At 66.2% G+C, this 13,953-nt stretch carries 13 protein-coding genes; 7 read left to right on the top strand and 6 right to left on the bottom strand.

Translation table 11 applies throughout. The features are described 5' to 3' along the window. The first annotated feature begins 139 nt into the window (after window positions 1-139). The 3 genes from hutG (at window position 140) to AC5RUQ_RS04430 (ending at window position 2,728) form a co-directional block, all read left to right on the top strand. Window positions 140-1,093 carry a formimidoylglutamase gene (gene hutG, locus AC5RUQ_RS04440; protein WP_493946180.1) on the top strand — a complete coding sequence of 318 codons (954 nt, stop codon included), beginning with the start codon at window positions 140-142 and terminating at the stop codon, window positions 1,091-1,093. A 127-nt stretch (window positions 1,094-1,220) separates the two neighbouring features. Continuing rightward, window positions 1,221-1,724 (top strand): transporter substrate-binding domain-containing protein, encoded by a 504-nt coding sequence (locus AC5RUQ_RS04435; protein ID WP_493946179.1) that lies wholly within the window; start codon window positions 1,221-1,223, stop codon window positions 1,722-1,724. Further along, entirely contained in the window at window positions 1,721-2,728 is a 1,008-nt protein-coding gene (locus AC5RUQ_RS04430; RefSeq protein WP_493946178.1) for a cation efflux transmembrane domain-containing protein, read from the top strand. Before AC5RUQ_RS04435 ends, AC5RUQ_RS04430 begins: the two co-directional genes overlap by 4 nt. A gap of 32 nt (window positions 2,729-2,760) precedes the next feature. Here the strand turns inward: AC5RUQ_RS04430 and AC5RUQ_RS04425 are convergent, their stop codons facing one another. Together AC5RUQ_RS04425 and AC5RUQ_RS04420 are read right to left on the bottom strand one after the other, a co-directional pair. After that, window positions 2,761-3,429 (bottom strand): response regulator, encoded by a 669-nt coding sequence (locus tag AC5RUQ_RS04425; protein WP_493946177.1) that lies wholly within the window; start codon window positions 3,427-3,429, stop codon window positions 2,761-2,763. Beyond that, window positions 3,426-5,003, bottom strand: coding sequence for a sensor histidine kinase (locus tag AC5RUQ_RS04420; RefSeq protein WP_493946398.1), 1,578 nt, complete (start codon window positions 5,001-5,003; stop codon window positions 3,426-3,428). Before AC5RUQ_RS04420 ends, AC5RUQ_RS04425 begins: the two co-directional genes overlap by 4 nt. Before the next feature lie 330 nt (window positions 5,004-5,333). Between AC5RUQ_RS04420 and AC5RUQ_RS04415 the strand changes: the two genes are divergently transcribed. From AC5RUQ_RS04415 to AC5RUQ_RS04400, 4 genes are all read left to right on the top strand, one after another. After that, complete coding sequence (locus AC5RUQ_RS04415; protein WP_493946176.1) at window positions 5,334-6,344, top strand: Bug family tripartite tricarboxylate transporter substrate binding protein; 1,011 nt, start codon at window positions 5,334-5,336, stop codon at window positions 6,342-6,344. Then, complete coding sequence (locus tag AC5RUQ_RS04410) at window positions 6,341-6,844, top strand: tripartite tricarboxylate transporter TctB family protein (RefSeq protein ID WP_430229063.1); 504 nt, start codon at window positions 6,341-6,343, stop codon at window positions 6,842-6,844. The genes AC5RUQ_RS04415 and AC5RUQ_RS04410 overlap by 4 nt, the downstream gene beginning before the upstream one ends. After that, window positions 6,844-8,442 carry a tripartite tricarboxylate transporter permease gene (locus AC5RUQ_RS04405; protein ID WP_493946175.1) on the top strand — a complete coding sequence of 533 codons (1,599 nt, stop codon included), beginning with the start codon at window positions 6,844-6,846 and terminating at the stop codon, window positions 8,440-8,442. Before AC5RUQ_RS04410 ends, AC5RUQ_RS04405 begins: the two co-directional genes overlap by 1 nt. Before the next feature lie 114 nt (window positions 8,443-8,556). Beyond that, window positions 8,557-8,949, top strand: a complete 393-nt coding sequence (locus AC5RUQ_RS04400) for a universal stress protein (protein ID WP_142043255.1) — start codon at window positions 8,557-8,559, stop codon at window positions 8,947-8,949. On the opposite strand, the gene AC5RUQ_RS04395 is transcribed toward AC5RUQ_RS04400, so the two are convergent. From AC5RUQ_RS04395 to hutU, 4 genes are all read right to left on the bottom strand, one after another. Then, on the bottom strand, window positions 8,946-9,896 hold the full coding sequence (locus tag AC5RUQ_RS04395; RefSeq protein ID WP_493946174.1) for a fumarylacetoacetate hydrolase family protein: 951 nt from the start codon (window positions 9,894-9,896) through the stop codon (window positions 8,946-8,948). The genes AC5RUQ_RS04400 and AC5RUQ_RS04395 overlap by 4 nt on opposite strands. A 253-nt stretch (window positions 9,897-10,149) precedes the next feature. Next, window positions 10,150-10,386: a hypothetical protein gene (locus tag AC5RUQ_RS04390; protein ID WP_102976692.1), complete on the bottom strand. Its 237-nt coding sequence runs from the start codon at window positions 10,384-10,386 to the stop codon at window positions 10,150-10,152. Between the two features lie 162 nt (window positions 10,387-10,548). Continuing rightward, window positions 10,549-12,141 (bottom strand): histidine ammonia-lyase, encoded by a 1,593-nt coding sequence (gene hutH, locus AC5RUQ_RS04385; protein WP_493946173.1) that lies wholly within the window; start codon window positions 12,139-12,141, stop codon window positions 10,549-10,551. Between the two features lie 9 nt (window positions 12,142-12,150). Next, complete coding sequence (hutU, locus tag AC5RUQ_RS04380) at window positions 12,151-13,869, bottom strand: urocanate hydratase (RefSeq protein ID WP_493946172.1); 1,719 nt, start codon at window positions 13,867-13,869, stop codon at window positions 12,151-12,153. Window positions 13,870-13,953 lie beyond the last annotated feature (84 nt).

Raw genomic sequence — 13,953 nt, 5'->3', positions numbered from 1 at the left:
TTGCTCCACAATAGCCCCTTCAGCGCTCCGCACGGTTTGTGGATGCTTTAGTCTTTAGAAGCTTGCTGATTCTTGGATTCCAGACATCACGACGGCGGCGTTGCTGGTTTTGGCCGCCGGCATGCGGTGAGCTTGAGGCATGCCTTCCTCAATCCCCGCCGTCGATGTCCCGCCGCAGCCCTGGAACGGCAGGTTTGACGGTGACGGCGCAGAGCACCGCCGCTGGTGGCAGGCCGTCACGCCCTACCAAGGTGGAGCTGCAACAGGGGCCGCCCCAAAGCCCGCCGTCCTGCTCGGTTTCTGCAGTGACGAAGGAGTGCGCCGGAACAAGGGCCGGGCGGGAGCAGCCGCCGCCCCCGCTGCACTGCGCGCCGCCCTTGGCCCGCTGGCGTTCCATCTGGACCGGCCTCTTGCCGATGCCGGGGATGTGGTGGTTGCCGGCAGCGATCTTGAAGCCGGCCAGGCGCGGATCGGCAAGGCAGTAACGGCAACGCTCGACGACGGACACCTCACCGTGGTGCTGGGCGGCGGCCACGAAACCGCGTACGCCAGCTACCTGGGCGTGGCCGGATCCGCTGCCGTCCAGGAAGGCCGGCGGCTGGGCGTCCTGAACCTCGACGCCCACTTCGACCTGCGGGATGAGCCCGAACCCAGTTCCGGCACCCCGTTCCTCCAGATGGCCCGGGCCGAAGCCGCCGCCGGCCGCGACTTCCGGTACGCCGTCGTCGGGATATCAGAACCCAGCAACACCCGCGCCCTCTTCGACACCGCACAGAAGCTGGGTGTCCGGTACCTGCTCGACGAGGACTGCGGCGCGGAGCGCGTGCGGGACTTCGTGGCAGGGTTCCTTGCGGACATCGACGCCCTGTACCTGACCATTGACCTCGATGTGCTGCCGGCAGCGGTGGCCCCGGGCGTCAGCGCGCCGGCAGCGTACGGCGTTCCCCTTGCGGTCATCAGTGCCGTGTGCCGCCAGGTGGCCCGGTCCGGGAAGCTGCTGCACCTGGACGTCGCGGAGCTGAACCCCGGCTTTGATATCGACGGCAGGACCGCGAAAGTCGCCGCACGCCTGATCGAGACCCTGCTGCGCTGATCCCTCTGCCCTCCGCTTCTCCCCGCTCATCCTTCCGTGGCCGGTCATTGTGTGGCCGCACCATACCCCAAAAAGTAAGTAGGCTGTCTAATATTGGACTTTCTACTGGAGGAAGGGAGTAAGCGGAATGCGGGGCCGAGGAATGGTGGCAGGACTGCTGCTGGCCGTCCTGCTGATGCTCACCGGCTGCGCGGGCAGCTTCCCCGCCGACCCCAAGGGAACCCTGGAGAAGGCACAGGGGGGAACCCTCAGGGTGGGTGCGAGCATGAACGGGGACTGGGTCCGGATCTCCGCGGACGCCAGCGGAGATGTGCGCAGCAGCGACGTCCAGGGCACGGAGGCCGACTTGGTACGGGACTTCGCGGCGCGGCTCGGCGCGGACGTCGAGTGGGTGGCCGGCACCGAGCAGGTCCTGGCCGAAGAGCTCAAGCACGGCGGGCTGGACCTGGTGATCGGCGGTCTGGATGACAAAACACCGTGGGTGACGCACGCCGGCGTGACCCGCCCCTACGCGGAATCGCGTGACGAACGCGGAAACCTCCACAAACACGTCATGCTGGTGCCGCTGGGCGAAAACGCCTTCCTGCTTGAGCTCGATAAGTTCCTGATGGCAGTGAAGGAGCAGAAATGACAGACGTCACGAGCCATGACGCCGTCCGGTTCGGGAACACCGAACTGCCGCCGGAACAGCAAGAGGCGCTGCGCAAGGCCAGCAGGGTGGAATGGGCCACCATGGGCTTCCTGGTGGTCACCACCACCATGGTGTTCCTGGTGCTGGGCAACTCGCAGGCCATGAAGGCTGCCTGGATCGAGGACCTGCTTTCCTTCCTGCCGCCCATCTCCTTCCTGGTGGCGGCCCACGCCATCCGCAAACCTCCCTCCGAAAACCACCCCTATGGCTACCACCGGTCCACCGGGGTGGCGCACCTGGTGGCCGCCGTCGCGCTCACGGTGATGGGCGGTTACCTCCTGGTGGAGTCCGGGCTTGGCCTGCTCAAGGCTGAACATCCCACCATCGGGGGCATCGAGCTCTTCGGCAACACCATCTGGCTTGGCTGGCTGATGATGGCCGTCATGATCATCACTTCGGCGCCGCCGGTTTTCCTTGGCCGGGCCAAAATGAAACTCGCCGAGAAACTGCACGACAAAGTGCTCTACGCTGATGCGGACATGAACAAGGCCGACTGGATGACGGCAATAGCGGCGGTTGCCGGGGTGGCGGGAATCGGCATCGGACTATGGTGGGCCGACTACGCTGCCGCGCTCATCATCTCAGCCAGCATCCTGCGCGACGGCTTCAAAAACACCCGCGCCGCCGTTTCGGCCCTGATGGACAAGCGCGCCATGACGTACGACGACGGCAAGCCCCACCCGCTTGGCCGGCAACTGGATGAGTACCTCCGCAGCCTCGACTGGACAGAGGATGCCAAGTCGCGGATCCGCGACGAGGGACACGTGTTCCACGTGGAGTCCTTCGTGGTCCCGGCCGGAAAGGCCGCGCCCTCCCTTGAGCAGCTCAAAGCAGCCCGCGATGCCTGCGTGGCCATGGACTGGAAAGTGCAGGACATGGTGATCGTCCCGGTGGCCGAGCTGCCCTCCGAGTTCCTCCCCGGCCCCACACCGGGCGGCGAGTGATGCGGCGGTCCTTCAGGACTAAGGGCCGCCGCTTACTGGCCTTTGAGGACGTAGCGCCGCTCCGGACGCCCCACCCCGTACTTGAGCCGTACCTCAAGGGTTCCTTCATCATGCAGGTATTCGAGGTACCGGCGGGCGCTGACCCGGGATGTTCCCAGCTGTTCGGCCACCTCGGCCGCGGACAGATCGCCGTCGGCCCCCTTGAGCGTTGCTTCCACGAGCTTGAGCGTCTCGATGCTGCAACCCTTGGGAAGCGGCCGCTCCGTCCGGTCCAGGCCGAACACCCGGTTCACGTCCGACTGCTCCGCCACGTCCTTGGTTGAATCCAGGCCCTGGTACGCGCTCCGGTAATGCTCCAGGCGCTCCTGCAGGTCGGACTGCGAAAACGGCTTGATCAGGTAGTGCACAATCCCGCCGCGCAGGGCCTTGCGCACCGTTTCCACCTCGCGGGCCGCGCTGATCACCAGTACATCCAGCTCCGGGGCAACGTCCCGCAGCCGGTGCATCAGGTCCAGTCCGTTGATGTCCGGGAGGTGGATGTCCAGCAGCACCAGGTCCGGCTGCAGCCGTTCCGTTTCAAGGACGGCCTGGGCACCCGTATGGGCCACCCCCACTACGGAGAACCCGGGTGTCCGCTGGATGAACCCGGCGTGGACCTTGGCCACCATAAAGTCGTCATCGACGATCAGCACCTTGATCATGGCTGCGTTGTACCTCTTTTGAATCGTGCTGTGAAGACTGCCCCGTTGTCATTGGCCACTGTGAGGTCGCCGCCGGACCGCCGGCAGACCACCCGTGAGAGGGCCAACCCAAAACCGCGGCCATCTGCCGGTCCCGTTTCCTTGGTGGAGAACCCCTGCCGGAAGATCTCCTCCAGAGCCTCGGCCGGGACTCCCGGGCCAGTGTCGCGGACGGTGACGGTGACGTGGTCCGCGCTGTCCTCCACGAGCACGCGGACACTTGCGCCCGGAAGTCCGCTAACGGCGTCGAACGCGTTATCCACAAGGTTCCCCACCACGGTGGTGAGGTCCCGGGAGAGGTCATCGCTGACCTGGCGCAGGGCGGACTCGGGATCGAGCTGAAGGGCCACGCCGCGTTCGGTGGCCAGGCTGGACTTGGCGATCAGCAGGGCGGCGAGCGCAGGGTCCTGGATGCGGCTGGTCACTTCATCGTTCAGCCTGGTCCGGTCCACCGTGGCCCCATTGACGAACTGCACCACGGAATCATATTCACCAATCTGGATCAGGCCTGAGATGACGTGCAGCTGGTTGGCGAACTCATGGGCCTGGGCCCGCAGCGTGTCCGTGGCGGTGCGGGTGGCCCCCAGCTCACGTTCCAGCGAGGACAGCTCGGTCCGGTCCCGCAGGGTGGTGACCGAGCCGATGTCCCGGCCGCGGGAGCGGATGGGGACCCGGTTCGCCACCACCAGGCGCTCCCCCACCAGCACCAGCTGGTCCGGGTCCTGTTGGTCGCGGGTCAGGACCACCTTGAGCGCGGGGTCCACGGGCAGGGAGGCGAGCTTCTTGCCCACGCAGTCCTGCGGAAGCCCCAGCAGTATCCGTGCGCTGTCATTGGCCACCGTGATGCGCTCATGGGGATCCAACGCCACCACGCCTTCCTTCAGGCCATGCACCATGGCCTCCCGGTTTTCCACGAGTCCGGTAATTTCGCTGGGCTCCATGCCCAGGGTCTGCCGTTTGACGCGACGGGCCAGAAGCAGGGATCCGGCCACACCCAGGACGCTCGCGACGCCGAGGTAGGTCAGGAGGTTGGGAACGGCGTCGCCCAGCCGCTCAAGGGTGGAGGGGTAGTTGCGGCTGACGGAGGCGATACCGATCATTTTTCCGGCGTCGTCGAGCACCGGCACATGGGCAGACAGGACGGTGGCGCCGCTGCCACCCACCACGCCCGTCCAGGCTCGGCCTTCCATCACCCTGCTGGGGCCAAGTTCCAGCGGATTGCCCAGCAGGCTTGGATCGGAAGCAGCCACTACCGTCTGGTCCAGCCTTGCCAGCGCCACGTGCGAAGACCCCGAGACGGTCCGGACGGATTCAGCCACTGCGGGCAGGGCGGCCCCCACCCGCGGTTGCGCGTCGGGCAGCAGAGCACGTACCGCAGGGTTGTTGCCCAGGGCTTCGGCTGCGGACAGCGCCCTGCGGCCCTCAGTGCGCTCGAAGGCGGCAGCAGACTGGGCAAGGGAAATGGCCACCACTGCCACCAGCACCGCCAGGACAATCAGCAACTGCAGCACAAGGTACTGACCGGCGAGGGACATTCCTCTTCGTCGAGTCACTGCGTGGATTCCTTTAGTGGTGGTTGAAGTGCCCGCGGTCGCTGGTGCGCAGGGGCGCGCCGCCCGTCCCCTCCCGGCGTATCGGAACTATACCGCAGGGCATGCACGAACCAGCGGGGACCGCCGTCGTGCACGCCGCGGAGCCTTGCTGCCGGAGGCCATGTGGGACCCCGGAAACGTGAACGCAATGAACTTAACTTTCTCTGCGTACACAAGAGTGATGGGCGTCACGGATGGACCTAGCATCGAAGCACAAGGTCAAGTTCGCTGGCCATCCCCCGTAGAGCATGCATCACTGAGAAGAGGAACACCATGCGCCAGATCCGCGCATTGCGAGTCGCCGCCGTCGCCGCCGGCATCGCCCTGATGGCCACCGGCTGCGGTGCCACCGGCAAGAGCTCCACCGGTTCGGAAAGCTCCGGCGCCGCTGCCGGGCCCATCACCGGACTGCAGATCATGGTCCCTAACACCCCGGGCGGTGGTTACGACACCACCGCCCGCGCAGCTGCCAAGGTCCTCGACGACGAGAAGATCTCCACCAACACTGAAGTTTTCAACCTCGCCGGTGCAGGCGGCACCGTGGGCCTGGCCCGCGTGGTCAACGAAAAGGGCAACGGCGACCTCGCCATGCTCATGGGGCTGGGCGTCGTTGGCGCCAGCTACACCAACAAATCCGAGTCGAAGCTGACCGAGACCACCCCGCTGGCTCGCCTCATCGAAGAACCGGGCGCCATCATGGTCAGCAAGGATTCCCCCTACAAGACCATCGACGACCTGGTGAAGGCCTGGAAGGCCGACCCCGCTTCCATCTCCGTGGGCGGCGGCTCTTCCCCCGGCGGCCCGGACCACCTCCTGCCGATGCAGCTTGCAGGTGCCGTGGGCATCGACGCGACCAAGGTCAACTTTGTTTCCTACGACGGCGGTGGCGACCTCCTGCCGGCGATCCTCGGCAACAAGCTCGGCTTTGCGGCCTCCGGCGCGGGCGAGTTCCTGCAGCAGATCCAGTCCGGCGAAGTGCGCGTCCTGGCCACCAGCGGTGAAGAGCGGCTTGAAGGTGTGGACGCCCCCACGCTGAAGGAATCCAACATCGACCTGGTGTTCACTAACTGGCGCGGCATCGTGGCCCCTCCGGGCATCAGCGACGAGGACAAGGCATCCCTGATCGCCGCCCTCGAGAAGATGCACGCCACCGAGGGCTGGAAGGAAGCACTGAAGACGCACAGCTGGTCCGACGCCTTCATCACCGGCGACGAGTTCGAAGCCTTCCTCACCGACCAGGACAAGCGGGTGGCGGACGTCCTCACCAAGCTTGGGTTGGCGTGAGCTCCCTGATTTCAGGCCTGAAAGGCCGCGCCGAGCTGGGAGTTGCACTCCTGCTCGGCGCGGCCGGCGTCCTGGTCTTCCTGGACGCCAATCGCCTGGTAACCCCGTACTCCCAATCCGATCCGGTCGGTCCCAAGACCGTTCCGTACATTGTGGCCGGTTTACTGGTGGCCTGCGCTGTCCTGCTGGCAGTTAACGTCATCCGCGGCGGCCAGGGTGAGGCGGAAGGCGGCGAAGACGTCGACCTCACCCACCCCGCAGACTGGAAGACCATCCTGCCCCTGGCGGGAGCCTTCATCCTGAACATCCTGCTCATCGACTGGGCCGGATGGGTCATCTCCGGCACTGTCCTTTTTTGGGGCAGCGTCCTGGCGCTGGGCAGCCGTCACTACATCCGTGACGGGATCATTTCCCTCGCCCTGGCCCTGCTCACCTTCTACGGCTTCTACCTCGGCCTCGGCATCGCACTGCCCGCCGGACTCCTGGAAGGAATCCTCTGATGGACGTCTGGTCCTCACTGATGGACGGTTTCGCCACCGCCCTAACCCCCATGAACTTCCTATACGCCGTGATCGGCGTACTCCTGGGCACCGCCGTCGGCGTCCTTCCAGGACTGGGCCCCGCCATGACCGTGGCACTGTTGCTTCCGGTCACCTACGCACTGGAACCCACCAGCGCCTTCATTATGTTCGCCGGCATCTACTACGGCGGCATGTACGGCGGCTCCACCACCTCCATCCTGCTGAACACACCCGGTGAATCGTCGTCGGTGGTGACGGCGATCGAAGGCAACAAGATGGCCAAGGCGGGCCGCGCAGCGCAGGCGCTTGCGACGGCGGCCATAGGCTCGTTCGTTGCCGGCACCATCGGCACCGCGCTGCTTGCCGTCTGCGCACCCATTGTTGTCGAGTTCGCCGTCAGCCTGGGCGCCCCGAGCTACTTCGCCATCATGGTCCTGGCCCTGCTGGCCGTCACCGCGGTCCTGGGGTCGTCCCGGCTGCGCGGCTTTGCCTCGCTGGCCCTCGGCCTGGCCATCGGCCTGGTGGGAATCGACTCCGTTACCGGCCAGCGCCGCCTGACCTTCGGCCAGCCGCTGCTGGCGGACGGCCTGGACATCGTGGTTGTGGCCGTAGCCATCTTCGCCGTGGGTGAAGCCCTGTGGGTAGCGGCCCACCTGCGCCGCACCCCGCTGCACGTCATTCCGGTTGGCCGTCCCTGGATGGGCAAGAAGGACTGGAGCCGTTCCTGGAAGCCCTGGCTGCGCGGTACCGCCTTCGGCTTCCCGTTCGGCGCCCTTCCTGCCGGCGGCGCCGAGATTCCAACGTTCCTGTCCTACGTCACCGAGAAGCGCCTGACCAAGCACCCGGAGGAATTCGGCAAGGGCGCCATCGAAGGTGTGGCGGGTCCGGAAGCTGCCAACAACGCAGCTGCCGCAGGCACCCTTACCCCCATGCTTGCCCTTGGCCTGCCCACCAATGCCACCGCGGCCGTGATGTTGGCCGCGTTCACGTCCTACGGCATACAGCCCGGCCCCCAGCTGTTCTCAAGCCAGGGCCCCCTGGTGTGGGCGCTGATCGCGAGCCTCTTCATCGGCAACCTGCTGCTCCTGCTGATCAACCTGCCGCTCGCTCCCCTGTGGGCCAAGCTCCTGCAGCTGCCGCGGCCGTACCTGTACGCGGGCATCCTCTTCTTCGCCACGCTGGGCGCCTATTCGGTGAACCTGCAGGCGTTCGACCTGGTGCTCCTGCTGGTCCTCGGCGCACTCGGCTTCATGATGCGGCGGTTCGGCCTGCCCGTCCTGCCGCTCATCCTCGGCGTGATCCTCGGCCCGCGCATCGAAGGCCAGCTCCGGAAGACCCTCCAGCTCAGCGCCGGCGACCCCGCCGGACTCTTCAGCGAGCCGATCGCCGTCGTTATCTACGTCATCGTGGGCCTCATCCTGCTGTGGCCGCTGCTCTTCAAGCTGTACCGGCGGACGCGTCCGGCGTCGAAGACCGCGATCCCCGCCAACTCCGGCGCAACCGTCCCCAGGGAGGTCGGCGGCAGCGTGAGCCACGGCAGCCACCGCGCCGACGGTCCGGCCGACGGCGACGGCTAAGAAGCCGTCCCGCAATTCCTGCCGGCATCAACTACCCTCCCCACGGACCCCCTAAGCTCGCAAGCTCGGCCAGGGAACCCTTTCCATGTGGCCCCAGAAAACAAAGGAGACACCATGACCATCGTGGTGGGATACGTCCCGACCCCCGAGGGCGAAGCAGCCCTGACCCAGGCCATCCACGAAGCCCGGAAGAGCAACACCACGCTGCTGGTTATCAACTCGTCAAAGGGCGACGCCCTGGTGGACAACCGCTACGCCCAGGAGCCGGAGATCCAGAGCATCGAGGACCGGCTGGCCACCCAGGGCATCGACCACGTGATCAAGCAGCCGGTCCGTGGCCATGATGCCGCCGCAGAGGTTTTGGATGCCGCTGAGGAAAACAACGCCGAGCTGATCGTGATCGGGCTGCGCCGGCGTACGCCGGTGGGCAAGCTCATCATGGGCAGCGTGTCGCAGCGGATCCTGTTGGAGGCGGACTGCCCGGTCCTGGCGGTAAAGGCCGGCTAGCGGGACTGGAGCTGCCCCTGCGGCTGTTCCTGTTCCTGTTCCTGTTCCTGTTCCTGCGCCGCAGGCTGCCCGGTCCGGGGCTGCCCTGCACGGTACAGTTCCTGGCGCTGGCGCCCCAACCCCTTCACCTCCACCTCGACGACGTCGCCGGGCTGGAGGTAGGGGAAGCGGCCGCTCAGCGCCACCCCCTCCGGAGTCCCGGTGAGAATCACATCGCCGGGCTCCAGCCGCATGTACTGGCTGCAGTGGTGGACCAGGGTAGGCGGGTCAAAAATGAGTTCCGATGTGCTGGAGTCCTGCCGCCCTTCCCCGTTGACCCAGCTGCGCAGCCGAAGCTTGCCGCCGTCGATGTCGTCTGCCGCAACAAGCCATGGGCCCAGCGGCGTTGAACCCGGCAGCGTTTTGCCCTTGGTCCATTGCCCGGCAGCCCCGGGAAGCTGGTACTCACGCTCCGAGAAGTCGTTGGCCGTGACGTAGCCGGCGATGCACTTCTTTGCCTCGGCCACGGACCCGAGGTAGCTGGCTTCCCTGCCGATCACGATGCCGAGTTCCACCTCCCAGTCGTATTTATTGGAGTGCAGGGGCACGGGGGCGGGGTCGTAGGGCCCCGTTACGGTGTTGGTGGGCTTGAGGAACACCACGGGAATCTCCGGTGGTGCCGAGCCGGACTCAGCCGCATGGGCGGCGTAGTTCATGCCAATGCCCACCACTGCTCCCGGGCGTGCCAGCGGTGCCCCGACGCGAAGGGCGGCTGCTTCTGCCAGGACCGGCAGGGTACCTGCATCCAGTGCTTCCCGGATCTTGCCCAGCCCTCCCGCTGCCAGGAAGTCGCCGTCCACATCGCGGGTGAGGGGCAGGAGGCTGAAGTACCGTTCGGATCCGTCTTCCGATGACATCAGGACGGCCGGCTGTTCAGTGCCGCTTTCTCCCAGGCGCATGATCTTCATACAGGAATTCCTTCTTTCTGGAGCCGGATCGTAGGTGGACTACCACCATGGTGGCCGAGGCGGGTTGGCTTCCGCCACCGCACCGTTTGTGACCGCAGTTCCGCGGCTCTTCGGGCCCTCCCGGGCCCGCCCCTCATGCCCTCCAGAGGGCAGTCATCTCACATATCAGCCCCGCCCGTCGGGGTATCAAGCAAAAGTCCCCGCCCTGCGTCAAGCAGCGGCGGGGACTTTTGTTTTGGAATTGCGAAGGCTGTCAGCCGCGGCGTACCTGCACGCCGTCGGACTTCAAAAAGAGCTGCTTCTCAGTCGGACCAGCCGGCACAAGCCACAGCACGTTTCCGCTCTGGGACACTTCTTCCACCTCGCCAGTGGCCACCACATGCGCCTGTTTGATGATCTCGACGCGTTCCCCGGCCTGAAGAGTCCTCCAGTCGGTAACCGCGGCGGAATGGGCATTTCGCCTCGACAGGACTGCCCCACGTGCTTTCATTTGAACTTCTACCCCTTTGTATATGTTCCGCGCCACAGCCTCTTTGATGTGACTTTCACTACACCTTCAGTTCTACTACACTCCCCGTCCGCCTGATGACTGTGTCACCCGAAATTTCACCAGGCGGACGGTTTGTGCGGTTCAGCTGAAGATTCTTCGTACTCAGGCGAGGGCACCGACTGCGGATTCGGCTGCCCGGCGCACTTCCCCGGCTCCGACCAGGCTATCTGCCACCTCCAGCTCCGGCGAGAGGAAGCGGTCCGTTCCCGGCCCGTCCACCACAGCGCGAAGGGCAGCGACGACGGCGGCGCCTGCCGGCCCCGGCGTCAGCACTCCACCGGAGAGCTGGGTGCGGATGTCCAAGGCACGGGCTGAGGTCACCAGTTCGATGGCCAGCACCCTCCGCAGGTTCTCCACTGCCTTCCGCAGCTTGCGCCCCGCGTGCCAGCCCATGGACACGTGGTCCTCCTGCATAGCGGAACTCGGGATGGAGTCCACTGATGCTGGAACAGCGAGCCGCTTGTTGTCCGATACCAGGCCTGCCTGGGTGTACTGGGCAATCATGAGCCCGGAATCGACGCCGGGATCAGCTGCGAGGAAGGCGGGGAGGCCGTGGGAACGGGCCGGATCCAGCATCCTGTCCGTGCGCCGCTCGGCAATGGAGCTCAGGTCGGCGACGGCGATCGCGAGGAAGTCCAGGACGTAGGCCACCGGGGCGCCGTGGAAGTTGCCGTTGGAGCTGACCCGTCCGTCGGGTAGGACCACCGGGTTGTCGATGGCGGCGTCCAGCTCACGCGAAGCGACGAGGGCTGCATGGTCCAGCGTGTCCCGGACGGCACCGGCAACCTGCGGGGCGCAGCGGAGCGAGTAGGCGTCCTGTACCCGCGAGTCCCCCACCCGGTGGGAGGCCACGATCGGAGAATCGGACAGCACGCGCAGCATGTTGTTGGCACTTGCCGCCTGGCCGGGGTGCGGGCGCAGCGCAGCGTGAAGTTCCGGCAAGAACACCTGGTCGGTGCCCAGCAATGCCTCGACGCTCAGCGCGGCGGTGATGTCCGCCGTCGTCAGGAGCTGGCGAAGGTCCGCGATGGCCATAAGGAGCATGCCCAGCATGCCTTCCGTGCCGTTGACCAGTGCCAGTCCTTCCTTTTCGGCGAGGGTGACGGGCTCGATGCCATGCTCGGCGAGAAGTTCGGCGACGGCGGGGCGGCCGGCAATGCCGTAGAGCTCGCCGTCGGGCCCGGCTGCTTCCCCCTCCCCCATCAGGACCAGGGCGCAGTGGGACAGCGGGGCGAGGTCGCCGGAGCAGCCAAGGGAACCGAATTCGCGGACCAGTGGGGTGATGCCGGCGTTGAGCACGTCCACCATGGTCTGCAGGACCACGGGGCGGACACCCGTACGGCCGGAGGCGAGGGTCTTGGCGCGCAGGAACATGATGCCGCGCACCACTTCACGTTCCACGGCCGGACCCATGCCGGCGGCGTGGCTGCGGATCAGGCTCTTCTGCAACTGCGTGCGCAGTTCATTGGGGATGTGGCGGTTGGCCAGGGCGCCGAAGCCGGTGGAGATTCCGTATGCCGGGACGTCGCTCGCAGCCAGGTCATCGATGTGTGCCCGGACCTTGGCAACGGTTTCCAGTGCTTCCGGGGAGATGGAGACCTTGGCGTTGTGGCGCGCGACGGCGACGACGTCCTCGGGCGTAACCCCGCTGGACCCGAGGGTGACGGTCAGCGGTTCGTGGGTAATTGCAGTCACTTGTGGTTCCTACTTCTTTGTCTCTGCGGAATCTGCCGATTCCTTCATGGGGATGCGGACGCCGCGTTCCTTGGCGACGTCGAGGGCGCGGTCATAACCGGCGTCGGCGTGGCGGATGACGCCCATGCCGGGGTCATTGGTGAGGAGGCGCTCAAGTTTCTGGGCAGCGAGGTCGGTGCCGTCGGCGACGGAGACCTGGCCGGCGTGGAGGGACCGGCCGATGCCCACGCCGCCACCGTGATGGAGGGATACCCAGGTGGCGCCCGAGGCGGTGTTCAGCAGGGCGTTCAGCAGGGGCCAGTCGGCGATGGCGTCCGAACCGTCGGCCATGGCCTCGGTTTCGCGGTACGGGGAGGCGACGGAGCCGGAGTCCAGATGGTCGCGGCCGATCACGATGGGGGCCTTGACCTTTCCTTCCTTCACGAGCTGGTTGAACAGGAGCCCTGCCTTATGGCGTTCGCCGTAACCGAGCCAGCAGATGCGGGCGGGCAGGCCCTCGAACTCCACCCGTTCCTGGGCGGCGTCGATCCAGCGGTGCAGGTGCTTGTTCTCCGGGAAGAGTTCCTTGATGGCCTCATCGGTGACCCGGATGTCCTCGGGGTCTCCAGACAGCGCGACCCAGCGGAAGGGACCGAGACCCTCGCAGAACAATGGCCGGATATAGGCGGGAACGAAGCCGGGGAACTCGAACGCCCGGGTGTAGCCTCCCTTGCGGGCTTCGTCGCGGATGGAGTTGCCATAGTCGAAGACCTCGGCGCCTGCGTCCTGGAATTCGACCATCGCCTGGACGTGGCGTGCCATCGATGCCTGGGCCTTTTTGGTGAAGCCTTCCGGATCTGCTTCGGCTTCGCGGTGCCACTCCTCCACCGAGACGCCCTCGGGCAGGTAGGACAGCGGATCGTGCGCAGAGGTCTGGTCGGTGACGATGTCCACCGTAAGCTCCCCGGCTTTGTGGCGGCGCAGGACTTCGGGGAAGACCTCGGCGGCGTTGCCCACGTAGCCCACGGACCAGCCGCGGCGCTCTTCCTTGGCCTTGAGCACCTTGGCGATGGCGGCGTCGAGGTCTGTTTCCACTTCGTCGAGGTAGCGCTTGCCGGCGCGGCGGCGCAGGCGGGTTTCGTCGACGTCGACAATCAGGCAGGCGCCGTCGTTCAGGGTAACGGCCAGCGGCTGGGCGCCGCCCATGCCGCCGCAGCCACCGGTGAGGGTGAGGGTGCCGGCCAAGGTACCGTTTTCGTCGCCGGTCAGTTTGCGGGCGATGGCAGCGAACGTCTCGAAAGTGCCCTGCAGGATCCCCTGGGTGCCGATGTAGATCCAGGAACCTGCGGTCATCTGGCCGTACATCATCAGGCCCTCGGCCTCGAGCCGGCGGAATTCGGGCCAGGTGGCCCAGTCGCCCACCAGGTTGGAGTTCGCCAGCAGGACCCGGGGCGCCCACTCATTGGTGCGGAACACGCCCACCGGCTTGCCGGACTGGACCAGCAGGGTCTCGTCCTTTTCCATGGTCTCCAGGGTGCGGGTGATGGCGTCAAACGCTGCCCAGGACCGGACGGCGCGGCCGGTGCCGCCGTAGACCACCAGGTCATCCGGGCGCTCGGCCACCTCGGGGTCCAGGTTGTTCATGAGCATGCGCAGCGGGGCTTCCGTCTGCCAGGACTTGGCAGTGAGCTCGGTGCCGCGGGCTGCTTTGACCGGGCGGGCACCGGTGGTGAAATCGGCGGGTGCCATGGTGGCTCCTTTTCGTCTGATGTCTGTGGTGTGAAAGAGGTTCTGTATCAACTAAAGCCCTTGGCGGTCGGGCTTTACAGGGGT

The organism is Arthrobacter sp. MDT2-3 (genome assembly GCF_059090465.1).
This window is presented reverse-complemented; position numbering and strand designations above follow the sequence as displayed.